Origin of the sequence: Catenuloplanes sp. NPDC051500, from assembly GCF_044454585.1 — a bacterium.
Classification (GTDB): Bacteria; Actinomycetota; Actinomycetes; order Mycobacteriales; family Micromonosporaceae; genus Catenuloplanes.
In genome coordinates this window covers 131,254-154,599 of the sequence record NZ_JBITDX010000006.1, presented here as the reverse complement: position 1 = coordinate 154,599, position 23,346 = coordinate 131,254, and the positions used below count along the sequence as shown (strand labels likewise).

General features: G+C 71.9%; 20 protein-coding genes. 10 read left to right on the top strand and 10 right to left on the bottom strand.

Annotation, left to right across the window (positions count from 1 at the left end; translation table 11 throughout):
* Positions 1-409 precede the first annotated feature (409 nt).
* A complete protein-coding gene (locus ACIA8K_RS14565; RefSeq protein ID WP_396058785.1) occupies positions 410-1,417 on the bottom strand; it encodes a hypothetical protein in 1,008 nt (335 codons plus the stop codon).
* Between the two features lie 127 nt (positions 1,418-1,544).
* On the opposite strand from ACIA8K_RS14565, the gene ACIA8K_RS14560 reads away from it, so the two are divergent.
* The 4 genes from ACIA8K_RS14560 to ACIA8K_RS14545 all read left to right on the top strand — a co-directional run bounded on the left by ACIA8K_RS14560 (position 1,545) and on the right by ACIA8K_RS14545 (position 6,834).
* Positions 1,545-2,831: an adenylosuccinate synthase gene (locus tag ACIA8K_RS14560; protein ID WP_396058783.1), complete on the top strand. Its 1,287-nt coding sequence runs from the start codon at positions 1,545-1,547 to the stop codon at positions 2,829-2,831.
* A 34-nt stretch (positions 2,832-2,865) separates the two neighbouring features.
* Complete coding sequence (gene purD, locus ACIA8K_RS14555) at positions 2,866-4,107, top strand: phosphoribosylamine--glycine ligase (protein WP_396058781.1); 1,242 nt, start codon at positions 2,866-2,868, stop codon at positions 4,105-4,107.
* Between the two features lie 111 nt (positions 4,108-4,218).
* The gene (locus tag ACIA8K_RS14550; RefSeq protein ID WP_396058779.1) at positions 4,219-5,361 is read left to right on the top strand and encodes a polysaccharide pyruvyl transferase family protein; all 1,143 of its coding nucleotides are present in this window, start codon (positions 4,219-4,221) and stop codon (positions 5,359-5,361) included.
* 39 nt (positions 5,362-5,400) lie between these two features.
* The gene (locus ACIA8K_RS14545; protein WP_396058777.1) at positions 5,401-6,834 is read left to right on the top strand and encodes an FAD-dependent oxidoreductase; all 1,434 of its coding nucleotides are present in this window, start codon (positions 5,401-5,403) and stop codon (positions 6,832-6,834) included.
* Positions 6,835-7,063: 229 nt separating this feature from the next.
* Here ACIA8K_RS14545 and ACIA8K_RS14540 read toward each other — a convergent pair whose 3' ends face one another.
* The 3 genes from ACIA8K_RS14540 to ACIA8K_RS14530 all read right to left on the bottom strand — a co-directional run bounded on the left by ACIA8K_RS14540 (position 7,064) and on the right by ACIA8K_RS14530 (position 10,427).
* Positions 7,064-8,677 carry a diguanylate cyclase gene (locus ACIA8K_RS14540; protein WP_396058775.1) on the bottom strand — a complete coding sequence of 538 codons (1,614 nt, stop codon included), beginning with the start codon at positions 8,675-8,677 and terminating at the stop codon, positions 7,064-7,066.
* An 81-nt stretch (positions 8,678-8,758) separates the two neighbouring features.
* The gene (locus tag ACIA8K_RS14535) at positions 8,759-9,970 is read right to left on the bottom strand and encodes an acyl-CoA dehydrogenase family protein (RefSeq protein ID WP_396058773.1); all 1,212 of its coding nucleotides are present in this window, start codon (positions 9,968-9,970) and stop codon (positions 8,759-8,761) included.
* A 4-nt stretch (positions 9,971-9,974) separates the two neighbouring features.
* Positions 9,975-10,427, bottom strand: a complete 453-nt coding sequence (locus tag ACIA8K_RS14530) for an SCP2 sterol-binding domain-containing protein (RefSeq protein ID WP_396058771.1) — start codon at positions 10,425-10,427, stop codon at positions 9,975-9,977.
* Between the two features lie 57 nt (positions 10,428-10,484).
* Here ACIA8K_RS14530 and ACIA8K_RS14525 point away from each other — a divergent pair, with 57 nt between their 5' ends.
* On the top strand, positions 10,485-11,117 hold the full coding sequence (locus tag ACIA8K_RS14525; RefSeq protein WP_396059232.1) for a TetR/AcrR family transcriptional regulator: 633 nt from the start codon (positions 10,485-10,487) through the stop codon (positions 11,115-11,117).
* 5 nt (positions 11,118-11,122) lie between these two features.
* Here ACIA8K_RS14525 and ACIA8K_RS14520 read toward each other — a convergent pair whose 3' ends face one another.
* Together ACIA8K_RS14520 and ACIA8K_RS14515 are read right to left on the bottom strand one after the other, a co-directional pair.
* Positions 11,123-11,779 carry a response regulator gene (locus ACIA8K_RS14520; protein WP_396058769.1) on the bottom strand — a complete coding sequence of 219 codons (657 nt, stop codon included), beginning with the start codon at positions 11,777-11,779 and terminating at the stop codon, positions 11,123-11,125.
* Positions 11,776-12,939, bottom strand: a complete 1,164-nt coding sequence (locus ACIA8K_RS14515) for a sensor histidine kinase (protein ID WP_396059230.1) — start codon at positions 12,937-12,939, stop codon at positions 11,776-11,778. Before ACIA8K_RS14515 ends, ACIA8K_RS14520 begins: the two co-directional genes overlap by 4 nt.
* A 139-nt stretch (positions 12,940-13,078) precedes the next feature.
* Here ACIA8K_RS14515 and ACIA8K_RS14510 point away from each other — a divergent pair, with 139 nt between their 5' ends.
* Positions 13,079-15,049 (top strand): alpha/beta fold hydrolase, encoded by a 1,971-nt coding sequence (locus tag ACIA8K_RS14510; protein WP_396058767.1) that lies wholly within the window; start codon positions 13,079-13,081, stop codon positions 15,047-15,049.
* A 117-nt stretch (positions 15,050-15,166) separates the two neighbouring features.
* Here the strand turns inward: ACIA8K_RS14510 and ACIA8K_RS14505 are convergent, their stop codons facing one another.
* Together ACIA8K_RS14505 and ACIA8K_RS14500 are read right to left on the bottom strand one after the other, a co-directional pair.
* Positions 15,167-16,894, bottom strand: coding sequence for a sensor histidine kinase (locus ACIA8K_RS14505; protein WP_396058765.1), 1,728 nt, complete (start codon positions 16,892-16,894; stop codon positions 15,167-15,169).
* Entirely contained in the window at positions 16,891-17,559 is a 669-nt protein-coding gene (locus ACIA8K_RS14500; protein ID WP_396058763.1) for a response regulator transcription factor, read from the bottom strand. Before ACIA8K_RS14500 ends, ACIA8K_RS14505 begins: the two co-directional genes overlap by 4 nt.
* A 102-nt stretch (positions 17,560-17,661) precedes the next feature.
* On the opposite strand from ACIA8K_RS14500, the gene ACIA8K_RS14495 reads away from it, so the two are divergent.
* Genes ACIA8K_RS14495 through ACIA8K_RS14480 form a run of 4 tightly spaced genes read left to right on the top strand, consistent with a single transcriptional unit; the run spans position 17,662 to position 21,186 of the window.
* On the top strand, positions 17,662-18,774 hold the full coding sequence (locus tag ACIA8K_RS14495; protein WP_396058761.1) for a peptidoglycan-binding protein: 1,113 nt from the start codon (positions 17,662-17,664) through the stop codon (positions 18,772-18,774).
* Complete coding sequence (locus ACIA8K_RS14490; RefSeq protein WP_396058759.1) at positions 18,771-19,448, top strand: ABC transporter ATP-binding protein; 678 nt, start codon at positions 18,771-18,773, stop codon at positions 19,446-19,448. Before ACIA8K_RS14495 ends, ACIA8K_RS14490 begins: the two co-directional genes overlap by 4 nt.
* On the top strand, positions 19,445-20,623 hold the full coding sequence (locus tag ACIA8K_RS14485) for an ABC transporter permease (protein ID WP_396058757.1): 1,179 nt from the start codon (positions 19,445-19,447) through the stop codon (positions 20,621-20,623). The genes ACIA8K_RS14490 and ACIA8K_RS14485 overlap by 4 nt, the downstream gene beginning before the upstream one ends.
* Before the next feature lie 17 nt (positions 20,624-20,640).
* Positions 20,641-21,186, top strand: coding sequence for a hypothetical protein (locus ACIA8K_RS14480; protein ID WP_396058755.1), 546 nt, complete (start codon positions 20,641-20,643; stop codon positions 21,184-21,186).
* Here ACIA8K_RS14480 and ACIA8K_RS14475 read toward each other — a convergent pair whose 3' ends face one another.
* On the bottom strand, positions 21,187-21,975 hold the full coding sequence (locus ACIA8K_RS14475; protein ID WP_396058753.1) for a MaoC family dehydratase: 789 nt from the start codon (positions 21,973-21,975) through the stop codon (positions 21,187-21,189).
* Positions 21,975-23,327 (bottom strand): 3-oxoacyl-ACP reductase, encoded by a 1,353-nt coding sequence (locus ACIA8K_RS14470; protein WP_396058751.1) that lies wholly within the window; start codon positions 23,325-23,327, stop codon positions 21,975-21,977. The genes ACIA8K_RS14475 and ACIA8K_RS14470 overlap by 1 nt, the downstream gene beginning before the upstream one ends.
* Positions 23,328-23,346: the final 19 nt, after the last annotated feature.

Here is a 23,346-nt window from a genome sequence, read left to right as displayed (position 1 = left end):
GAGGGCCCGGCTGCTGCGGGCCACGCTGCTGCGGCCCTGGCTGCGGCACGAACGGCGGACCCGGCTGAGGCACAGTCGGTCCCTGCAGCGGGCCGGGCGGCCCTGGCTGCGGGGTGAACGGCGGCCCCGGCTGCGGGCCGGGCGGTCCCGGTTGCGGCCCGGGCGGCGGCCCCGGCTGAGGTGGCATCGGAGGGGGCGGCCCGGGAGCGGGCGGCGCAGGCCGTACCACCGGAGCCTGCTTGTGATCGTGGGTTGTGGGCACGGCCGGTGGCACCGGCGGCGTCGGCGCCACCGGTTTGTTCTTGGCATCGTCCGCAGGAGACGTTTCCTGGTCGTCCGGAGCCCAGAACGGCTCCTCGTCCTCCGCGTCCGGCAGGAAGCTATTGGCCACCGTGCGCTGCCTTCCCTTCTAGCTGACGTAGGCCGCCCACGCGCCCGCCTCGGTCCACCAGGACCTCTTGCGGTTGAGCGTGCCGGCCACCCCGTCGTCGACGAACTGCACTTCACCGTCCCGTGGCGTCACGGACGCGGCGCGGCCGCGCGCTCGCCGCACCTCGATCCGGAGCCGAGGCCTGCGGAATCGGGCCTTGGTCATCACCGGCACCGCCACCGCGACCTCCACCGTCCCGTCACCGGGGTCGGCGTCGCTGAGCAATGGGATGCCGTCCAGCTGTGCATAGCCTCCCGCGTTACCCACCGCGCAGGCCAGAATGCCCTCTTCCCCGTCGCTCAACACCGCGTCGTCCACCTGCACTCTGCCGCGCCAGGGCAAGGGCTTGCCGTCGGCATCCTTTCCGGCGAGCAGCGTGCCGTCCAGGGTGACGGATCCGGCGTCGGTCCGCAGCAGGTCGATGCGCCGGATGCGGTCGCCGAGCACGGCGGCGGCGACCGCGGCCGGGTCGCGGGGCAGGCCGAGCAGCGCGATGAGGTCGTCAGGCGTTCCGGCGCGCGCCGGGTCGAGCGGAAGTACGCCGAGCGCGGGCAGATCGGGCACGGTGCGCGACTCGTCGAGGTCGGCGGGGCGCTTGCTCGGCGGCGGCGCGAACCTGCGGACCAGGCGCCGGATGACCGCGCGGATCTGCGCGCCGGACGCGGCCGCGATCACCACCCGGGTCTTGCTCTCCGGGTCCGGCCAGGTCAGGCCGTCCTCGCGGGGCGGGCCGTCCAGGCGGGCCAGCACGTCGTCGATCTCAGCATCCGAGCGGGCGGTGACATATTCCACCCGGGCGCCGGCGGCGGTCAGCGCATCGCCGCAGGCGAGCACCGGCACGCGCGTGCCCGGCTCGGCGCAGGAGCGATCGGTGACCTGCTCAGCGCCCTGTTGATCGGTTCCGCCGCAGCAGGAACCGCCGATTCCGCAGGTGTCGGATCCGGCGGGCGCGCCGGAGGCGAGACTGAGCAGCACCACGTCGTACACGGCCGGTGGCCTCCCGTGATCTTCGCGGCCATCTCCAACGTGGCCGTAACTTCTTGTTAGCCTGACACCTCGGGCTTGCCGTGTGGTCGCCACCGTGGCACCCGAGCCCTCGGAGGCGGGTTCTCAGATGCCAGCGATAGTGCTTCTCGGCGCGCAATGGGGCGACGAGGGCAAGGGCAAGGTTACCGACCTGCTTGGCGAGCGGGTCGACTACGTGGTCAGGTACTCCGGGGGCAACAACGCCGGCCACACCGTGATCACTCCCGACGGCCAGAAGTATGCCCTGCACCTCATGCCGTCCGGCGCGCTGTCTCCGAACGCGATCATTGTGATCGGTAACGGCGTCGTGGTCGACCCCAAGATCCTGCTCCAGGAGATCGACGGCCTGAACGAGCGCGGGGTCGACGTCTCCCGGCTGCGCATCTCCGGCGACGCGCACCTGATCATGCCGCACCACCGCGCGCTGGACCGGGTGGTGGAGCGGTACCTCGGCTCGTCGCGGATCGGCACCACAGGCCGCGGCATCGGCCCGGCCTACGGCGACAAGGTCGCGCGGATGGGCATCCGTGTGCAGGACCTGCTCGACCCCGGCATCCTGCGCAAGAAGCTCGAGCTGGCGCTGCGCGAGAAGAACCAGATCCTGTTCAAGGTCTACAACCGCAAGGCGATGGACGTGGACGCGGTCGTCGAGGAGTACCTCGGCTACGCGGAGCGGCTCAAGCAGTACATCGCGGAGACCCGGACGATCCTCTGGGACGCGCTTGACCGCGGCGAGAACGTGCTTCTCGAAGGCGCCCAGGCGACCATGCTGGACATGGACCACGGCACGTATCCGTTCGTCACCTCGTCGAACCCGACGGCCGGCGGCGCGTGCGTGGGCGCGGGCATCCCGCCGACCGCTATCACAAAGGTCATCGCGGTGAGCAAGGCGTACACCACGCGCGTCGGCTCGGGCCCGTTCCCGACCGAGCTGTTCGACGAGTTCGGCCAGCACCTTCGCAAGATCGGCCACGAGTACGGCACCACCACCGGCCGGGAACGGCGTTGCGGCTGGTTCGACGCGGTCGTGGCCCGGTACGCGTCCCGGCTGAACGGCGTCACCGACCTGGTGGTGACCAAGTTGGACGTCCTTTCCGGACTGGAGAAGGTGCCGATCTGCGTCGGCTACGAGATCGACGGCGAGCGCGTCGACGACATGCCGATGACGCAGACCGAGTTCCACCACGCCAAGCCGGTCTACGAGGAGCTGGACGGCTGGTGGGAGGACATCTCCCAGGCCCGTACCGAGGCCGAGCTGCCGAAGAACGCGCGCCGCTACATCGCGCGGATCGAGGAGCTGTGCAACACGCAGGTCAGCGTGGTCGGCGTGGGCCCGGGCCGCGACGAGAACGTCGTTCGGCACCAGCTGATCTGAGGTTGATCCACGCACGTCGGTAACATCACTCAGCGTGCGCGTACTTCTCATCGGTTCCGGAGGGCGTGAACACGCCCTCGCCATCGGCCTGGCTGCCGACCCCGCGGTCGAGCAGCTGATCGCGGCGCCGGGCAACCCCGGCATCGCCCAGTTCGCCGAGCTGCGCGAGGTGACCGCGACCGACCCGGCGTCGGTCGCGGCGCTCGCCGTCGAGGTCGGCGCCGACCTGGTCGTCGTCGGCCCGGAGGCGCCGCTCGTCGCGGGCGTGGCGGACGCGGTGCGGGCCAAGGGCATCGCCTGCTTCGGCCCGTCCGGCGCGGCCGCCACGCTTGAGGGCTCCAAGACGTTCGCCAAGGACGTGATGTCCGCGGCCGGCGTGCCGACCGCCCGCGCGTTCACCTGCTCCACCACGGAGGAGGTGGCCGCCGCGCTCGACGAGTTCGGCACGCCGTACGTGGTGAAGGACGACGGTCTCGCCGCGGGCAAGGGCGTCGTGGTCACGGACGACCGGGACGTGGCGCTCGCCCACGCGGCCGAGTGCGGTCGCGTGGTGATCGAGGAGTACCTGCCCGGCCCGGAGGTCTCTCTCTTCGTGGTCACCGACGGCGAGGCGGCGCTGCCGCTGCTCCCGGCGCAGGACTTCAAGCGGGTGGGCGACGGCGACGCCGGGCCGAACACCGGTGGCATGGGTGCGTACACGCCGCTGCCGTGGGCGCCTTCCGGGCTCGTGGACCAGGTCATGGCCGAGGTCGTGCACCCGACGCTTGCCGAGATGCGCGGGCGCGGCACGCCGTTCAGCGGCCTGCTCTACGTCGGTCTCGCCATCACCGGACAGGGCCCGCGCGTGATCGAGTTCAACGCGCGCTTCGGCGACCCGGAGACCCAGGTGGTGCTGGCGATGCTGACCACGCCGCTGGGCGGGCTGCTGCGCGCGGCCGCGATCGGCGAGCTGGCCGCACATCCGCCGCTGACCTGGCGGGACGGCTCCGCGGTGACAGTCGTGGTGGCGTCGGAGGGATATCCGGAGGCGCCGCGGACCGGTGGCGTGCTGACCGGCGCGGAGCGGCCCGGCGTGATCCACTCGGGCACGGCGCGGCGGGCGGACGGCGCGCTTGTCTCGTCCGGCGGCCGGGTGGTCTGCGCGACCGCCACGGGTGCGGATCTTCCGGCGGCCCGCAGTGCCGCATACGCACTTGTCGACGGCATCGAACTGGCCGGTTCGCACCATCGGGCGGACATCGCGCTCGCGGCCGTGGAGGGACGCGTACGGGTCTGACACACGTATGTTGCAGGTCCGATTCGTCACGTGTGTCACTCTGAGAAAAGGGGTAACGAGCGTGCGAGGTCGGCGCCTGCCGGGCTCGCACACGATGCAGGGAGGTGCGCAGTGCTCGGCAGAACCGGACCCACAGTTGGCGTGCTCGGCTCGTACGGGGGGCGGAACCTCGGCGACGAAGCCATCCTCACCAGCCTGCTGGATGATCTGCGCCACCGGCGCCCGGACGCCCGGGTCCTGGTCTTCTCCCGCCATCCGGAACACACAGTGGCGAAGCACCCGGGCGTCGAGGTGGTCGGCTGGGAGGGCATGAGCCGGCAGGCCACCGCGGCCTCGCTCGGCCAGCTCGACCTGCTGATCCTCGGCGGCGGCGGAATCCTCTACAACACCGAGGCACGGCGGTACCTGCGCGTCGCGAAGGCGGCCCAGGAGCGGGGTGTCCCGGTCTTCACCTATGCGCTCGGCGCCGGCCCGCTGACCGAGGAGGCGGACTGCGCGATCGTCCGCGAGGTGCTCTCCGAGGCGGTCCAGGTCACGGTCCGGGACGAGGAGTCCCGGCTGGTCCTGGAGGAGGCCGGCGTCACCCGCACCATCCACGTCACCGCGGATCCGGCGCTGCTGCTCCAGCCCGAGGACTTCAGCGACGAGATGCTCCGCGCCGAGGGCGTGCCGGCCGGCCGCCGCCTGGTCGGGATGAGCGTCCGGGAGCCAGGCAAGGCCGCCGAGCACCTTGACGAGGAGTCCTACCACCAGCTGCTGGCACAGATGGGCGACTTCCTGGTCCACCGGCTGGACGCGCAGCTGCTCTTCGTGCCGATGGAGCGCGACGACATCCGGCACTCGCACGCGGTGCTCTCGCACATGACCGCGGTCCAGGACTGCCGGGTGCTCTACGGCGACTACCGGCCGCGGCAGATGCTCGGCCTGATGCGCCACCTGGACCTGGCGGTCGGCATGCGCCTGCACTTCCTGATCTTCAACGCGCTGACCGGCGTGCCGTTCCTGCCCCTGCCGTACGCCGGGAAGGTCTTCGACTTCGCCCAGCAGGCGGGAGCGCCGGCTCTCCGCGGCGTCATGCGCGAGTCGGTCGGGCCGCTGCTCGCGCAGGTCGACCGACTCTGGGACGAGCGGCCCACGCGGGTCGCCGACACGCGCGAACGGATGGCCGTTCTGCGCACCCGGTCGGCCGAGACCGGCGAGCGGCTCGGTGCGGTCCTTGAGAACATCAGCCCGCGGACGTTGATCGACGCGTAGAAAGGGATAGGAGACCACCACCGGGGTAGGGGATTGCGCATGACGTTGTCGCCGTACGTGTCGACCGCCTGTCTGGCCCCGCCACCGAACGAGGAGAGCGTCGAACTTCCACCGCGCCGCGCCCGCCGCGCCGGCCGGACAAACGTGCTTGTCGTCGGCGGCGGGCCGTCCGGAATCGGGGCGGCCCTCGGCGCGGCCGCGACAGGCGTGCGCGTGACACTCGTCGAGCGGTACGGCTTCCTCGGCGGCAACGCGACCGCCGCGCTGGTGATGCCGCTGACCGCCTTCCACAACGAGATGAAGCAGGCGGTCGGCGGCGACGACACCCGGCTGCTGCCCACCGACCACGGCGAGGGCGAACCCGTCGTCGGCGGCGTGCTCTGGACGCTTCTCGACCGGCTCGACCAGATGGGCGGCGTGATCAAGCCCAGCCCGGAGACCGGCTACACGGTGCCGTTCGACCCGGAGCTGTTCAAGCTGACCGCGTACGAGCTGCTGGCCGAGGCCGGCGTGCACCTGCTGCTGCACTCGTTCGCCTCCGACCTGATCCACCTGCCCGACGGCGTGCGCGTGGTCTTCGAGGGCAAGTCCGGCCCGATCGTGCTCGACGCGGACGTGGTCGTCGACTGCACCGGCGACGGAGACCTCGCGGCCGCGGCCGGTGCGCCCTACGAGATCGGCCGCCCCGAGGACGGGCTGACCCAGCCGATGACGCTCATGTTCCGGATGGGCCGTTTCAACCATCAAGGCTTCAACGGGTACGTGCACGAGCACCCGGACCAGTGGCGCGGCGTCTACGGCCTGTGGGACCTGATCCGGGAGGCCACCGAGGCCGGCGAGCTCGACCTCACCCGGGAGGATCTGCTCTTCTTCGCCACGCCCTACGACGACGAGGTAGCGGTCAACTCCACCCGGGTCACCGGCGTACTCGGCACAAGCGTCTGGGACCTCACCCGGGCCGAGCTTGTCGCGCACGAGCAGATGGCGCAGATCGTGACGTTCCTGAAGCGGCGGGTGCCCGGATTCGAGCAGGCCTATGCGGTGCAGAGCGGCGTCCAGGTCGGCGTGCGGGAGACGCGGCGCATCCAGGGCGAGTACACGCTGACCGGCGAGGACGTGCTTACCGCGCGCAAGTTCGACGACGTGATCGCACGCGGCGCCTACCCGGTCGACATCCACAACCCGACCGGCCGGGGGACCGTGCTGAAGCGCCTCCCGCAGGGCTCGTCGTACGACATCCCGCTCCGCTGCCTGCTGCCCCGCGGGACGGACCGGTTGCTTGTCGCGGGGCGCGCCATCTCCGGCGACCACGTGGCCCACTCGTCGTACCGCGTGATGCCGATCTCGATGGCGACGGGCCAGGCGGCCGGCGTGGCCGCCGCGCTCTCCTCCCGCGAGGGCAAACCCCCACGCGATCTCTCCGTCGAGGCCGTCCAGCGGGAGCTGCGTACCCAGCGCGCAAGCCTTGGTTGAGTTGTGTTTTTTGGGTCGTTGCTCTGCTTTTGGTCGTCGCTTCGCTCCTCCGGGCTCGACGCCACGGCCGAAGAAAGGCGTTCTCAGGCAGACGAAGAGCGTGTCTGACTGAGAACGACTTTCTTCGGTCGTCCGCGCCTCACGACGTGGTCACGCAAGCGACGGGTCCGGAGAAACTGCAGACTAAAAGCGGTGGGCGCGTTGCGTGTCTGGCGTTTGGCGGCGGGGATCAGGGGCGGGGGAGAGCCAGGGGGGTGGGGGCGAGGGTGATGCGGTTGCGGCCGGTGTTTTTTGCGGTGTAGAGGGCTAGGTCGGCGGCTGCGAGCAGCGTTTCGGGGGTGTCGGGGGTGGTCAGGGATGCGATGCCGGCGCTGAAGGTGACGGTGACGGTGTGGCCGTCGCCGACGTCGATGGGGGTGGTGGCGATCAGGTCGCGGAGCGCTTCGACCCGGTGTGGGGCCTCGGTGCCGGTCAGGACCAGGACGAACTCCTCGCCGCCGTAACGGGCGAGCAGGTCGCCGTGCCGGACCGCGCTGCGCAGCGCGGTGGCCACCCGGACCAGGACCGTGTCGCCGGCCGCGTGGCCGTAGCGGTCGTTGACGCGCTTGAAGTGGTCGATGTCGATCAGCACGACCGACAGCGGGCCGCCCGCGCCGACCAGGTGGGTGAGTCCGGCCATCAGATGCCGGCGGTTGTGCAGGCCGGTCAGGTGGTCGCGGAGCGCCTGCTCGGCGAGGTCCGCGCGGAGCAGTTCGATCGTGGTGAGCTGCTCGCGGAGGCGGTCGTTGGCGAGGGCCAGTTCGCGTCGCTGCCGGTTGAGGTCGGTGACGTCGCGGGTGACGATCGCCCAGCCGACGCAGCGGTCACCGCGGCCGAAGAGGCGGCTGGTGCGCACGTCCAGGTCCAGGCCGGAGCCGTACGCGTTCTCCAGGGTCTGCTCGCGGTCGGCGTCGAGGAGCAGGTCCCGGCCGGGCATCAGCGCGGTACCGGGGCCGACCAGGTCGACCATGGTGCGGCCGATCAGGTCGTCCGGCGGGTCGGTGGCCAGCAGCCGGATCAGCGCTTCGAAGGCCGGGTTGACGTCGAGGATGCGCCCGTCCCGGCCGACCACCACGACCGCGTCGCTGATCTTCTCGAAGACGCGGCGGCGGGCCACAGGTGTCTGCTCGGGCAGCGACGCGCGGACCACCATCCAGTACATGATCGGCGCGGTGATCACGAAGCCGAGCGCGGTGAGGTCGGTGAGCCGGCCGTTCAGCGAGAGGCCGACGACGTTGAGGATTCCGGACGGCAGCGAGATCACCACGGCGAACGCGCCCGCCTGGTAGCGCGACGACGTGGCGGACCAGAGCCGGATGACGCGGAAGAACGCGAACGCCAGCACCGCGTAGCTGTAGGCGGTGTGTGCCCAGAACAGCGGCCCGTACGTCGCCACCAGCCCGCCGTCGAATCCGGTGGGCCGGAAGCCGGTGATGAACAGCCCGTGCCAGGGGTTGGTGAGCGCGGTGACCAGGCAAAGCGCCGGTTCGATCGAGAGCAGGGCGATCAGGCGGCGGCTCGGATGCCAGATCCGGTCCGTGAGCGCGTAGGAGAGCATCAGCCAGCCGACGACCACGGCGCAGACGAAGACGAACGAGATCGCCATGACGGATTCGAGGAGGCGTGCGTCCCGGACCGTCAGCTCGGCCGCGTCGAGTGCTGACCAGCCGGCCAGGCCCGCGTTGAGGAACGCGATCGCGCCGAAGCCGGAGGCGACCGCGCGGCGCCGCCATGCGACGAGCGCGATGCCGGACGAGGTGGCGGCCGCGGCAAGGAAGAGCACGCACAGCACGGTGGTGATCATGTGCGTCTCCTCCCGGCCGGACGTCTGGATCGCCGCTCCATCGGCGGGAGGGGAGCGCGGGCTGAGGGGTTGTGAGCGGCGCTACCTGATCTGGTGACCCGACACGGCCCGTGCGATCACCAGGCGCTGGATCTCGGACGTACCCTCGAAGATGGTGTAGATCTTGGCGTCGCGGTACCAGCGCTCGACCGGGTGCTCGCGCAGATATCCGGCGCCGCCGAGGATCTGGACGGCCTTCTCGGTGACCGCCACCGCGACCTCGCCGGCCTTGAGCTTGGACATCGAGCCCTCGCCTGCCGCGAACGGGCGGTTGTTGCGGCCCATCCACGCGGCGCGCCAGACCAGCAGGCGGGCGGCGTCGATCTCCATCCGCATGTCGGCGAGTGCGAACGCGATCGCCTGGTTCTCCACGATCGGCCTGCCGAACTGCACCCGGCCCTTCGCGTACTCGAGTGAGTATTCGTAGGCGGCCCGCGCCACGCCGATCGCCTGCGCCGCGACCGTGGGCCGGGACAGCTCGAACGTGCGCATCGACGCCTGACCGGCCGCGCGCTCGTTGTTGCGCGCCTTCGCCAGCCGAGCCTCCAGCGCGTCCTTGCCGCCGAGCAGGCACCGCCCCGGCACCCGCACGTCGTCGAGGAAGACATCCGCGGTGTGCGAGGCCCGCAGCCCCAGCTTGGCCAGCTTCTTCGGCGAGGACAAACCCTTCGATCCCGGGGGTACGACGAAAGCCGCCTGACCACGGGTGCCGAGGCTCGGATCGACCGAGGCGGTGATCACGTGCACCGCCGCGATGCCGCCGTTCGTGGCGTAGGCCTTCTGCCCGTTGAGCACCCACTCGTCGTTCGCCTCGTCGTAGACCGCGCGGGTGCGGATCGCGCCCACGTCGGACCCGGCCTCCGGCTCGGTCGAGCAGAACGCGCCCAGCGCGGGCGCGGACGCATCACCGAAGCACTGCGGCACCCACTCGGCGAGCTGGCCGGGCGTGCCGGAGCCGAAGATCGCGGCGACCGCCAGTGAGGTGCCGAAGATGGACATCGCCAGGCCGGCGTCGCCCCAGAACAGCTCCTCGTGGGCGATCGGCATGGACAGGCCGCTCGGGTCGGACCACGCGTTCGCCAGGAACTCGAAGCCGTAGAGTCCGATCGTGGCGGCCTCCTTGATCACCGGCCAGGGCGTCTCCTCGCGCGCGTCCCACTCCGCGCCGGCCGGGCGCAACACGTCCTTCGCGAAGCCGTGGACCCAGTCACGCAGCTCGGCCTGCTCCTCGTTCAGATCGAGGGAGAACTCCACGACGTCACGCCTTGGGGATGTCGAAGAGCGTCTGGATCTGCGAGGCGAGGCCCATGCTGCCGTCCGCCTTCAGTTTGCCCGTCATGAACATCATCACCGGGTTGCCGAGGCCGGAGATCAGCTTGATGAACTCCACAGGTCCCATGGTGAGCGCCAGCTTCGGCGTGCGGTCCACGGTCGGCGAGAGCGTGCAGGCGCCCTTGTCGATCACGATCTCGTAGGTGTCCGCGCCGCCGTCCGGCCGCCCGGTGACGGTCCAGTGGATCACCGCGTTCGTGTCGCCCGCGCGCTCGGGCCGGAACTGCTTCGGCATGCGGCTGAAGACCTCGTCGAGGATGAGCGTGCGCTGCGGGCCGCCCATCACCTCGGCGATCTTCGAGTCGGGGGTCGACTTGACGATCTTCGAGAACTCCCGGGGCTCCATCGTGGCGAAGGTGTCTGGGTCGAAATCGGTCATGTCACGCCGTCCTTCCGCTAATCTACCCGCGCGTAAGGTTACGCGTGGGTAGATATGCTGACAAGCGTGCCAGCCTTCAAGCGCCTGCCGCGCGCCGTCCGAGAGACGCAGATGCTGGACTCGGCGACCCGGGTCTTCTCTCGCCGGGGTTACCACGCCGCGTCGATGGACGAGATCGCCGAGGACGCCGGCGTCTCCAAGCCGATGGTGTACGCCTACCTCGGCGCCAAGGAGGAGCTGTTCCTCACCTGCCTGCGCCGCGAGGCCACCCGCCTGATGGAGGTGGTCGCCGGCGCGGTCGATCCCGGCGCCCCCGCGGACCGGCAGCTCTGGCACGGCCTGCGCGCGTTCTTCGACGTCGTCGCCACCAACCGCGAGGGCTGGACCGTGCTCTACCGGCAGGCGCGCGGACTGGAACCGTTCGCCGCCGAGCTGTCCGGCATGCGCGCCGGCATGGTGCGGGTGGTGACCGCGCTGCTCAGCGCCGCGATGGCCGGCTCCGGCGGTCAGGCCACCGAGACCGAGCTGGAGGTGATGGCGCACGCGCTCGTCGGCGCCGGTGAGTCGCTCGCCGACTGGATGACCGACCACCCCGGCGCGGACCCGGCCAAGACCGCCACCCAGATGATGAACATCGCCTGGGTCGGCGCGGACCGTCTGCTCACCGGCACCTCCTGGCATCCGTCCTGACCGGCTCAGTGCCGTTCGGCGAACCCGGTCAGGTGGGCGTACGCGACCGCGTGCGTGCGATCCCGCAGCTCCAGCTTGCGCAGGATGCTTGAGACGTGGGTCTTCACCGTCTCCTCGCCGACGTGGAGCCGTCCCGCGATCTCCGCGTTGCTGTACGCCCGGGACAGCAGCTGCAGCACCTCGCGCTCCCGGGCGGTCAGCCGCTCGATAGCTGCCGACGGCCCGGCGGGCGTCAGCGCCTCGGTGAAGCGGGTGATGTGCCGCCTGACGATCGACGGATCGATCAGCACGTCACCGCGCGCGGCGATCCGGATGGCCGCGATCAGCTCCTCCGGCGGCATCGACTTGAGCAGGAACCCGCGCGCGCCGGCGGTCATGGCCCGGTGCACGTACTCGTCGGTGTCGTGGGTGGTCAGCACGATGACGTTCGTCCGGTTGCCGGGCATGGCGAGGATCGCCTTGGCGGCGCCCAGACCGTCCCGGCGCGGCATGCGGACGTCCAGGACCGCCACGTCCGGCCGCAGCCGCAGGGCCTCCTCGACCGCCTGCTCGCCGTCGGCCGCCTCGGCCACGCAGTCGATGTCGTCCTGGGTGTCCAGGATCGCCCGGAACCCGGAGCGGAATAACGCGTGGTCGTCCGCGATCAGCACGGTGATGGTCATCTCTGCTCCGTCAGGTCCGTCAGGTCGAAGGAGACCGCGGTGCTCCAGGTGCGGCCGTCCGCCCCCGGGCCGCTCCGGGTCCGGCCGCCAAGCGCCGTCACCCGGTTGCGGATGCCGGTGAGCCCGCGGCCGTGGTCGCTCACCGGGCCCGGCGAGACGTACGGGTTGATCGTCTCGACCTCCAGCGTGCCGGGCGTGAACCGGACCGTCACGGTGACCGCCCCGCGATCCCCGTGGCGCAGCGCGTTCGTCAGCATCTCCTGCACGATCCGGTAGAGCGCGCCGTCGAGCGGGGGCGGAAGCGCGTGGGGCGTCCCGAGCGTCTCCAGCCGCACCGGGATCCCCGCGGTCCGGAACCCGTGCAGCAGATCGTCGATGTCGGCCAGGCCTGGCTGCTCGGCGGAGCGCTTGCCGTGCAACACGTCAAGCATGTCCCGCAGGTCGCCGAGGGCGGAGCGGCTCGCGTCCTCGACCGACCGCAGCGACGCCACCGCGGCCGGGTCGGCGTGCGTGTGTGCCAGCCGCATCCGGGCCGCGCCGGCGTGCATGCTGATCGCGCTGACGTGGTGGGTGACGACGTCGTGCAGGTCCCGGGCGATTGCGGCGCGGTCCTCGGCGACCGCGTGCGCGACCGCCTCGCGCGCGTCCCGTTCCTCGTGCTCGGCCCGTCGCCGCAGCTCGTCCAGGTGCGCGCGCCGCGCGGTGGTGTAGCGGCCGACCAGCCAGGTGACCAGCCCGATCTTCACCGCCGCGACCACGACCGTCCAGTCAAGCGCGTGCCCGCGGGCGAGGTGCGACAGCACCAGGCCGGCGACCACGACGACAAGCACGGCGCCGGCCGGTCCGCCGCGCAGCCAGGCCCCCGCGCGGTACGACGCGACCAGGACGCCTGCCTCGTTGAGCCGGATGTCCTGCGGGCCGTCCAGCAGCAGGGCGCAGGCGGCGTGGACCGACACCGCGGCGGTCGCCACCACGCCGGACCAGCGCGTCGGGGTGGCGAGCGCGGCATCGGCCGCGATGATGGCCACCAGGGCCACCGTCCAGCGGGCGCCGTCGGCCGGGAGCTCCTGGAGGACGAAGGCGATCGCGTCCGCGGCCGCGCAGGCGACCGCCACCAGCAGCGACTGGCGGGTCAGCTTGCGGATCGCCGCGACGGGCACGTCCAACGGAACTCCTTGCCGAGGCCGGTTTTCCGGTGATCATGGCGGGTTCCGGCCGCGTCCGCATCCCACGTGCGAGGGAGGCCGGGCTCCCCGCGGGAGGGAGGTCCGGAGCCGCCCGGATTCCTACGTTCTAGGAATGGCAAACATCGAGAGCCGGCGTCGTGCCGCCGCCTTCGTGGTCACCTGTGGCATCGTGGCCGCGCTCGTCTTCCTGAGTTTCCGGCCGGCGGACACGCTCGCGGTGCCGGACGGGGCCCGGCCCGGCGCGTTCACCTCCCGGGAGTGCGAGTACCGGACCGAGGCCGGGGCGGTGCGGGCCGACTGCGGCACGCTCGTCGTCCCGGAGAACCGGAGCAACCCGTCGTCCGCACTCATCGCGCTTCCGGTGATCCGGATCCGGGCGGAGTCTCCGCAGCCCCGGGAGCCGATCTTCCGGCTGGGCGGCGGCCCCGGTTCGACGAACATGACCTTCCCGCAGGCGAGCCGGCTCCGGCAGAACCACGACGTGGTGCTCGTCGGCTACCGCGGCGTGGACGGTTCCCGCCGGCTGGACTGCGCCGAGGTGACCGGCTCGATGCACGCCTCGGCCGACCTCACCGGCGACGAGGCGCTGCGTGCCACCACCCGGGCGTTCCAGGCGTGCGCGCAGCGCCTGACCAAGGACGGCGTGGACCTGACCGGGTATTCCGCAGTACAACGGGTGGAGGACTTCGAAGCGGCCCGCACCGCGCTTGGTTACTCCCGGATCAACCTGGTCAGCTCCAGCGCCGGGACCCGGACCTCGATGGTCTACTCCTGGCGCCACCCGGAGTCGCTTGCCCGCTCGGCAATGATCTCGGTGAACCCGCCCGGTCACATGGTCTGGGACCCGGTGATCACCGACTCGCAGATCGCGCAGTACGCGCGGCTGTGCGGCGCCGACCCACGGTGCGCCGGTCGTACCGGCGATCTGGCGGCCGACATGCGCGCGGCCTCCGACGAGCTGCCGACACGCTGGGGCCCGTTCCGGATCCAGCCGGGCAACGTGCGGATCGCCAGCCTGTTCAGCATGCACCACAACGGGAAGGGTTCCGCGCCGCTGTCCGCGCCGACCGTGATCGACGCCTACCTGAGCGGCGGCGGCGCGTTCTGGGCGATGTCCACGCTCGGCGGGGTGGTGATGCCCGACTCGATCGTCTGGGGTGAGTTCGCCTCGTACGCCATGCTCGACGCCCCGTCGGCCGCGCAGTTCTACGGTGCCGGCGGCGATCCCGGCTCCATCCTGCACAGCGACGCCACCGCCTTCCTCTGGGGCGGCCCGGCCGGCTTCTCCACCGTCTGGCCGGACAGCCCCGACAACGCCGAATATCGCACGACCCGGCCGACCGACGTCGAAACTCTCCTGGTCAGCGGCTCGGTCGACTTCTCCACGCCGGCCGAGACGGCCACCCGGGACCTGCTGCCCGCGCTGCCCCGGGGCCGGCAGGTGATCCTGCCCGAGCTCGGCCACACCGCCGACTTCTGGGAGCACCAGCCCGAGGCGGGCAGCCACCTGCTTACCACGTTCTTCGAGGAGGGCCGGGTGGACGACTCCCGGTTCGACACCCGCCCGGTCGACTTCGACCCGGGACCGCTGACCATGACCGCGATCGCGAACACCCTGGTCGCTGTCACGCTCACGGCCGCGATCCTGGCCCTGGTGCTTGGTGTCGCGATGATCCGTCGCCTCCGGCGTACCGGCGGCTTCGGGGAACGGGCCGGTGCCTGGCTGCGCGTGCTCACGCCGCTCCCGCTCGGGCTCGGGGCCTGGTCGCTGGTCGTGCTGACGATCTGGACGATCGGCCCGGACGCCTACGTGGCAGGCGCCGGGGTGGTCGTGTCCTCCGCCGGCCTGGCCATCGGCCTCGGTGCCTGGGCGGCATGGACCGGCGCCGACCGGCCGCGGCTCCTCGGCGCGGTCGTGGCGGTGGCCGGGGCGCTGCTCGGCGCCGCGCTCGGCTTCGCGGCCCTTCCCGGCCTCGCCGCCCCGCTGACGGCGCTGCTCGGTGCGGCCGCGCTCGCCAATCTCGCCCTGCTCACCCTCGATCTGCGCCGACGCTCCCGGGCGGTTCCCGTCGACGTTCGTTAGCCCCGGCCGGTCCGGCCCGCACGCTCCTCGGCACGGGTCATCGACGGCCTGCCGGTCGCGGGCGATCCGACCGTGGAATCGGCCGTCGATGACCCGTGCCGGTAGCGGGCGGTCCGGTCAGGAGGCGGCGTGCCCTGGCAGCCGCACCGTGAACGTGCTGCCGACGCCGACCGTGCTGGCAGCGGTGATGTCGCCGTGATGGGCCTGGGCGAGCCGGCGGGCGATGGCCAGGCCCAGACCGCTGCCGCCGGTGGACCGGGCGCGGGACGGGTCGGCACGCCAGAACCGGTCGAAGACGTGCGGCAGGTCGTCCGGCGCGATGCCGATGCCGGTGTCCGCCACCTCGATGACAAGCGTGCGGCCGGTGGCGGACACCCGCACCGCCACCCGGCCGCCGGGCGGGGTGTGCCGGACCGCGTTGGAGACCAGGTTGCCGACGATCTGCCGGAGGCGGGCCGGGTCGACGTCCGCCTCCGGGTCGCCGTGGGCCTCAAGCGTGAGCGTCACGCCGGGTCCCCGGTGCGCGTCCACCACCTGGCGCAGCAGGTCCGCGATGTAGCAGCGCGACGGTGTCAGCGTAAGCGTGCCCGCGTCGGCGGCGGCCAGATCGCGCAGGTCGTCGACCATGTGCTGGAGCAGCACGGTCTCTTCGAGCAGCAACTCCAGCAGGTCCTGATCCACCTCGGCGAGCCCGTCCTGGCCCGCGGTCAGCCAGCTGCGGATGTTTGTCAGCGGGCTGCGCAGCTCGTGCGCGATGTCGTTGACCATGCTCCGTCGCTGCTCCTCACTGTGCTCGCGGCGGGCGGAGAGCGCGTTGAACGCGCCGGCCAGCCGCCCGATCTCGTCGTTGCGGTCCACACGTACCGCGACCGGGCCGTCCGATGCCTGCTCCGCCGCGGCGGTGAGCGCGCGCAGCGGCCGGACCAGCCGGATGCCGACAAGCACGGTGGTGACGATCGCCAGCAGCAGCACCGCCCCGGTCGCGCCCGCGATCCGCAGCGTGCTGGCCGGCGACAGGTCGAAGACCGGCACCGGCGGCCGGGCCGGGCTGCTGATGTAGAGCAGCGCGGGCGCGGCCACGAACGGCCGTAACTGCGCACGCCGGCTCCTGTCGATGCAGGCCTGCAACTCGGTGCCGCGCATCTCCGTCTCGGACTCGATGTCGTAGATGTAGGTGAAGTCGTAGCTGATGAACTTCACGCCGGGCAGCCGGGCGTCCCGGGTGCAGTCGTCCACCATGATGTTCAGCCGGTCGAGCGCCTCGCGCTCGGACTCGGTGATCATGCCCTCGGGATATCCACAGTCGCTCTGCTGGCGTGGGTTCACCAGGTCGATCCGCACCACCGCCCGGCCGTTCGGCGACTCGGTGATTGACGCCGCCAATCCCTGTTCTCGCAGGCAGCGCAGTCGTTGTTCGGCCGCGGCGTGCTGCTTGGTGCGTTCCGCCTCGGTCAGCCGGTACGGCCCGACCGCCCGCTCGTCGATCACGGCCGCGCCCGCCGGGTCAAGCGGATCGACGGTCGCGGCCGGTTGCCCCTTCGGCGTCATGCCCGCGATCGGCGTCCCGTCCGCGGTGGCCAGCCCGATCTGCCGGCCGGTCTCGTCCGCAAGCGCACGCACGGTCAGCTCGACGCCGTCCCAGTCCGGGTGGGTGGCGGCGTACCCGAGCAGCGTGTCGTAGATCGTCGAGTCCGCGGCCAGCGTGGCGCCGCTCTCCTCCTGGGCCGCCCGGGTGGCGGTCTTCGCGGCAAGCCACGCCGCGGCCGCGACCGAGGCGACCACGATCAGGATCGAGGAGGCCAGGAGCCGGACCACAAGGCTGCGGTGCGGCGGTACGCCCTTCACCCGGCCACCAGCTTGTAGCCGACGCCGTGCACTGTCACCAGGTAGGCCGCCCCGATCTTGCGACGCAGGTTCATCACGTGCATGTCGATGCCCCGATCGGTGGCGTTGCGGTCCAGCCCGCTGATCCGCTCCACCAGCTGGCGGCGGCTGAAGACCCGGCCCGGCTCGGCGGCGAACGCGGCAAGCACCGCGAACTCGCCGCGGGTGCACGGCACGTCGGCGCCGTCCAGCGTGACTGTATGCCCGGCCGGGTCGACCGCGAGCCCGCCGATCCGCAGGAGTCGCGGTGCGGCGGGCCGGGGGGAGCTGCGGCGCAGCAGTGCGCGCACCCGGGCGACCAGCTCGCGCGGGTCGTACGGCTTCGTCAGGTAGTCGTCCGCGCCCAGCTCCAGGCCGAGCACCCGGTCGTCCGCGCCGGACCGCGCGGTGAGCATCAGGATCGGCAGGTCGAAGTCGACGCGCAGTACGCGGCACACGTCCTTGCCGTCGATCTCCGGAAGCATCCCGTCCAGCACGAGTAGATCCGGTGGGTTGCTGCGGACCGCGTCGATCGCGGCGCGGCCGTCGCCGACCACGACCGGGTCGAATCCGGCCGCCTGCAGGTATCGGCGGACGATCTCCGCCTGCCGGGGGTCGTCCTCGGCGATCAGGATCCGGGCGAACACCGCTCGACTGTAAAGGGGACCGGGGACGAAGCCGGGAAATCTGACAATCCCTCGACAAATCGCTGACCGCCGCGCGACGAACGCCCGGCAGGGTCGGACGGTATGCGACGTAGATGGACGGCCGTGATGTGCCTGGCCGGCGCGGTGGGCATCGCCGCGGCCTGGTGGGCGGGCACGAGCACGAACCGAACGGCGGATGCGGCGCCGCCGGCGACCGCGGTGCAGACGGTCGCGGTCACCCGCACCGATCTGACCACCGCGCAGACCTACCGGGGACAGCTGGGGTACGGCACGCCTCGGGTGATCAAGGGGGCCGAGGGCGCGGTGACCTGGCTGCCGGCCGTCGGCGCGAACGCGGAGCGCGGCCGGACGCTGTACCGGAACAACGACAACCCGGTGATCGTCTTCTACGGCGGTACGCCGCTGTTCCGGAAGCTGGACACCCCGAACCAGATCGGCCGCGACGTCCGCGTGGTGATCGACAACCTGCGCGCCCTGAACTATCAGGTGGGCCTCCAGCCGAGCCCGGGGCGGACCGTCAACGAGCCGGGCGAGTCCCCGGTGCCGGTGGTCGTGCAGAAGGACGACGGCATCCTCACCGCCGACGTGATCAAGGCGATCAAGCGCTGGCAGACCGACGCCCAGCTGCCGGTGACCGGCGTGATCGACCCGGCGCGGGTGGTGGTGCTGCCCGGCCCGGCCCGGGTGAGCGCGCTCAACGCGCAGCTCGGCGACCCGGCCGCGAACGGCGTGCTGTCGCTTACCGGAAGCGAGAAGCTGGTCACCGCGCCGGTCCGGGTCGCCGAGCTGGGCGCGATCAAGGAGGGTGTGACGGTCGAGGTGGAGCTGCCCGGCGGCACGCGCACGCCCGGGACGGTGAAGCTGATCGACCGGAACGCCACCGCACCGGAGGGCGACCAGAACGCAGACGTGACCACCGCCGCCGAGGTCTCCGTGGTCGTCGCGGTCACCGATCCGAACGCGGTGAAGGACCTGGAGTCCGGCGTCGTGCAGGTCTCGTTCGCCGGGCAGACGCGGGAGGACGTGCTTGCCGTGCCGGTCGCGGCGCTGCTGGCACTGCGCGAGGGCGGCTATGCGGTCCAGGTCTCCGGCGGCCCGCTGATCGCGGTGCAGACCGGCATGTTCGCCATGGGCATGGTGGAGATCAGCGGCGACGGCATCGCCGAGGGCGTCACGGTGGCCACCGTCTCATGACCACGGTTCTGGAGATCAGCGACGTCAGCCGCGTCTACGGCACGGTGACCGCGCTCGACCGGGTGTCGCTCACCGTGCGCGCGGGTGAGCTGCTGGCCATCGTCGGCCAGTCCGGCTCCGGCAAGTCCACGCTGCTCAACATCATGGGCACGCTCGACCGGCCCAGCTCCGGCGCGGTCGCGGTCGGCGGGCACGACGTCAGCCGGCTCTCCGACCGGCAGCTCTCCGCGCTCCGCGGCCGGCAGCTTGGCTTCGTCTTCCAGCAGTTTCACCTCACCGATGGCTTCACCGCGGTGGAGAACGTGAGCACCGGCCTGCTCTACGCGGGTGTACCCCGGCGGAAACGGCGGCAGGTGGCGAGCGAGGCGTTGGACCGGGTCGGGCTGGCACACCGCCGGGACCACCGCCCGCACGAACTCTCCGGCGGCGAGCGGCAGCGCGTGGCCATCGCCCGCGCGCTGGTCACCCGGCCGTCGCTGGTGCTCGCGGACGAGCCGACCGGCGCGCTTGACACCGCTAACGGGCATGCGGTCCTGGAGCTGCTCAGACAACTGAATCGGGAGGGCACCACGATCGCGGTGATCACCCATGACCGGGACATCGCGGCCGCGCTGCCGCGGCGCGTCGTGCTGCGCGACGGCCGGATCGTAACGGACACCGGAGCGCCCAGATGATCGAGACAAGCAGGCTGGGCGCGGGAGACCTGATCCGGCTCGGCCTGGTCGGTCTGCGGGTGCGCCGCATGCGGGCCGCGCTCTCCGCGCTCGGCATCTCGATCGGCATCGCCACAATGGTCGTGGTCATGAGCATCCCGGCCTCAAGCGAGCGGGCATTGCTGGCCGAGCTGGACCGGCTCGGCACCAACCTGCTCCAGGCCAGCGCGGTGCCGAACGAGAATCCGCCGGTCAAGCTGCCGAAGGAGGCCACCGCGATGGCGCTGCGGATCGCGCCGGTGACCGAGGCCGGCGCGGTGGCGAACACGCACGTCACCATCGCCCGCAACGACCGCGCCGACGCGTCCGCCGCCACCGCGGTGCTGGCCGTCGAGCCGGAGCTGCTGGCACTGCTGCACGGCACCGTCCAGGACGGACTGTGGTTCGGCCCGGCCACCGAGCAGTTCCCGTCAGTGGTGCTCGGCGCGGAGGCGGCCGGCCGGCTGGGCTTCACCGAGGCCGCGAACCAGCAGGTCTGGATCGGGCGGCGCTGGTTCACGCTTACCGGCATCCTCGACCCGGTCCCGCTGGCCCCGGAGATCGACCGGGCCGCGCTTGTCGGCTGGCCCGCCGCCGAGTCCACGCTCGGCTTCGACGGCCATCCGACTGTGGTCTACGTGCGCAGCCACGACGCGTCAGTCGAGGCGGTCCGCGACGTGCTGCCGGCGACAGTCTTCCCGGAGGGTGCTGGAAAGGTCCGGGTCACCAGGCCGTCCGACGCGCTTGCCGCGAAGCGCACCACCGAGACGCACTTCAACGCGCTTTTCCTGGGCCTGGCCGGGGTCGCGCTGCTTGTCGGCGGCATCGGCGTGGCCAACACCATGGTCATCTCCGTGCTGGAACGCCGCCGGGAGATCGGCCTGCGCCGGGCGCTCGGCGCGCACCGGGGACAGATCCGCGCCCAGTTCCTCGCCGAGTCGGTCGCGTTGTCGCTGCTCGGCGGCGTGACCGGGACCCTGCTCGGCGTGGCCGCGTCCGTCGGCTACGCGCTGCATCAGGGCTGGCCGCCGGTCGTGCCGTTGCTGGCGCTCGGCACCGGCGTCGGCGGCGCGCTGGTCGTCGGCGTCGTGGCGGGCGTCTACCCCTCGATGCGCGCCGCCCGCCTCACCCCCACCGAAGCACTCGCCACCACCTGATGAAAGGTCTGATCGACATGCGGAAACGTACCCTCGTCGTGCTTGGATCGGTTTTTCTGCTCGCCGCGTGCGGTGGCGCCGAGCCGGAGGCCACGCCACAGATCCCCACGCTCACCACGCCCGCCGCGGCGGCCTCGGCCACGCCGCCGGCCGGCGCGCCGGTGATCCGGCCGGACACCACCTGGGACGAGCAGCGCGTCATGCAGCAGCCGTTCATGAGGTGTCTGCAGGAGAAGGGGATGCGGCTCACCACTGACGAGAAGGGGCTGCTCGATCTGGATCCCGGTGCGCCGGGGAATCAGCGGCTCACATCGCGCGATGATCCGGCCTACGCGGACTGCCAGAAGCTGTGGCCGGTACTCGCGCCGGAGCTTGACGAGACCAAGAACCCGTACTGGGCGGACGACAACGAGAACTACCACAAGTGCCTGGTCGCGGGCGGTAAGCCGCTGGTCAAGGAGAACGGTGAGTGGAAGGTCGGCCCCGGCTTCGACACGTGGGAGCCGGACGAGGCGATGGAGATGGAGTGCCAGGCGACCGCCTTCGACGGCCGGAAGGGTTAGCTACACAGTTCCGATCAGGTACGGCTTGCCGGAGCGGGGGTCGGTGACGGCGAAGGCGCGCAGGTCGGTGCCGAACGCGACGGTGCCGGTCAGCGGCACCGGGCGGCGGAACTCCGTCTCGACCACACCTGTCGCGGGCAGCCGGCCCTCCATCGCGGCGAGCCCGCGGGCCAGCGTCCACATGCCGTGCGCGATCGGGCCCGGGAAGCCGAACGCGCGGGCGCCCAGCCAGGACGTGTGGATCGGATTGTGGTCGCCGGAGACCGCCGCGTACTCCGGGCCGATCGACGGTGTCAGCCGCCAGCGGGCGGTCGTGGCCGGCACCTCCGGTCCGCCCGCGGCGTACTCGCCGGTCCCGGGGCCGCGATGCAGATAGGTGGACCGTGACCGCCAGGCGGCCTCGCCCCCGGCGGTCACGGTCGCCTCGATGTCGAACTGCCGCCCGCGCGGGTGATCCCGCAGGCCCGACGCCCTGACCGCGATGTCGAGGCGGTCGTCCGCGGTCAGCGCCCGCAGCACCTCGATCCGGTTCGTCACATGGAGCAGCCCGACCACCGGAAACGGGAACGCGCGCGCCGTCATCAACTCCATGGCCAGATCAAAGGCCAGTACATGGGGGTACGTCGTGGGCAGCGCATCACCGAACCGGAAGCCGCACACCCTGTCGTACCGGGCCAGGTGTGCCCGGTTCACTACCACGTTTTTCCTGGTCAGTGTGGTGTCCGGCAGGTCGCGGGGCCGGGCGCCGAGCGGCAGCAGCCCGAGCGCCGCACGCCTGTAGACGGACATCAGGCGCCCAGCAGGCTCTGCCCGCACACGCGGACCACGTTCCCGGTGACGCCGGACGAGCCGGGCGACGCGAGCCAGGCGATCGTCTCCGCCACGTCCACCGGCAGTCCGCCCTGGCTGAGGCTGTTCAACCGGCGGCTCGCCTCGCGCAGCGCGACGGGCATCCGTGCGGTCATCGCGGTCTCGATGTGGCCCGGCGCGACCGCGTTCACTGTCACACCGCGACCGGCAAGCGCCGGCGCCAGCGCGTCGACCAGGCCGATCACGCCCGCCTTGGAGGTGGAGTAGTTGGTCTGGCCGCGGTTGCCCGCGATGCCGGTGACCGAGGAGACCTGGATCAGCCGGCCGCCGGGTGGCAGCAGCTCAAGGATCGCGTCGTTGATCCGCTCCTGGCTGGACAGGTTCACGTCGAGCACCGCGTCCCACTGGTCCGCGCTCATCCGGCCAAGCGTCTTGTCGCGGGTGATGCCGGCGTTGTGCACCACCACGTCGACGCGGCCGTGCCGGTCGCGGAGGTAGGAGGCCACGCGGCCTGGCGCGTCCGCGGCGGTGACGTCGAGCTGCAGCGCCTCGCCGCGGATCTCGTTCGCCAGCGCGGCCAGCGGCTCACCGGCGGCCGGCACGTCAAGCGCGATCACGCGGGCGCCGTCGCGGGCAAGCACCCGGGCGATCGCCGCGCCGATGCCCCGTGCCGCGCCGGTGACCAGCGCGATCTTGCCGGCCAGCGGCCTCTCCCAGTCCGCGGGCGTCTCCGGGCCGGCCTCCCCGACGCGGGTGACCTGGCCGGAGACGTAGGCGGAGCGGCCGGAGAGCAGGAACCGCAGCGTGGACTCCAGCGGCGCGTCCGGCGCGGCGTAGACCAGCTGGGCCGTGCTGCCCCGGCCGAACTCCTTGCCGATGCTGCGGACCAGGCCCTCAAGCGCGCGCTGGGCGACCGCCTCGCGCGGCGTCGCGCAGTCCTCCGGCGCGGTGCCGAGCACGATCACCCGGCCGGACGGGAGCAGCGTGCGGGCCTGGGCGTGGAAGAAGTCGTAGAGCGCGCGCAGCTGCTCGGACGCGGTGACACCTGTGGCGTCGAAGATCAGCGCGGCGAGCCGGCCGGGCGTGGCCGAGGCGCCGGCCTCCACCGCGGCGGCGGCCGGGTCGCGCAGCGGGACACCCGCCTCGCTCAGGATCGTGCGCACCACCGGGGCCAGCCGCCCGCCCGGCGCGGCGTCGACAAGCACCTGGCCGGTCACCAGCGGGTCGCCGGGGGAGTGGCGGCGGAGCACGGGCGGGGTGGGCAGGCCGAGGCGTGTGACGAGCGCCCTGCCCGCCGCGGAGTTGGCAAAGGTCGCGTACCGGTCCACCATGGGCGTAGCCTACCCGTGA

What these genes read in the sequence shown, in the direction of transcription:
- ACIA8K_RS14560 (WP_396058783.1), top strand. Translation starts at nt 1,545, where the DNA reads ATGCCAGCGATAGTGCTTCTCGGCGCGCAATGGGGCGACGAGGGCAAG.
- ACIA8K_RS14545 (WP_396058777.1), top strand. Translation starts at nt 5,401, where the DNA reads ATGACGTTGTCGCCGTACGTGTCGACCGCCTGTCTGGCCCCGCCACCG.
- ACIA8K_RS14540 (WP_396058775.1), bottom strand. Translation starts at nt 8,677, where the DNA reads ATGATCACCACCGTGCTGTGCGTGCTCTTCCTTGCCGCGGCCGCCACC.
- ACIA8K_RS14530 (WP_396058771.1), bottom strand. Translation starts at nt 10,427, where the DNA reads ATGACCGATTTCGACCCAGACACCTTCGCCACGATGGAGCCCCGGGAG.
- ACIA8K_RS14520 (WP_396058769.1), bottom strand. Translation starts at nt 11,779, where the DNA reads ATGACCATCACCGTGCTGATCGCGGACGACCACGCGTTATTCCGCTCC.
- ACIA8K_RS14510 (WP_396058767.1), top strand. Translation starts at nt 13,079, where the DNA reads ATGGCAAACATCGAGAGCCGGCGTCGTGCCGCCGCCTTCGTGGTCACC.
- ACIA8K_RS14495 (WP_396058761.1), top strand. Translation starts at nt 17,662, where the DNA reads ATGCGACGTAGATGGACGGCCGTGATGTGCCTGGCCGGCGCGGTGGGC.
- ACIA8K_RS14490 (WP_396058759.1), top strand. Translation starts at nt 18,771, where the DNA reads ATGACCACGGTTCTGGAGATCAGCGACGTCAGCCGCGTCTACGGCACG.
- ACIA8K_RS14485 (WP_396058757.1), top strand. Translation starts at nt 19,445, where the DNA reads ATGATCGAGACAAGCAGGCTGGGCGCGGGAGACCTGATCCGGCTCGGC.
- ACIA8K_RS14480 (WP_396058755.1), top strand. Translation starts at nt 20,641, where the DNA reads ATGCGGAAACGTACCCTCGTCGTGCTTGGATCGGTTTTTCTGCTCGCC.
- ACIA8K_RS14475 (WP_396058753.1), bottom strand. Translation starts at nt 21,975, where the DNA reads ATGTCCGTCTACAGGCGTGCGGCGCTCGGGCTGCTGCCGCTCGGCGCC.
- ACIA8K_RS14470 (WP_396058751.1), bottom strand. Translation starts at nt 23,327, where the DNA reads ATGGTGGACCGGTACGCGACCTTTGCCAACTCCGCGGCGGGCAGGGCG.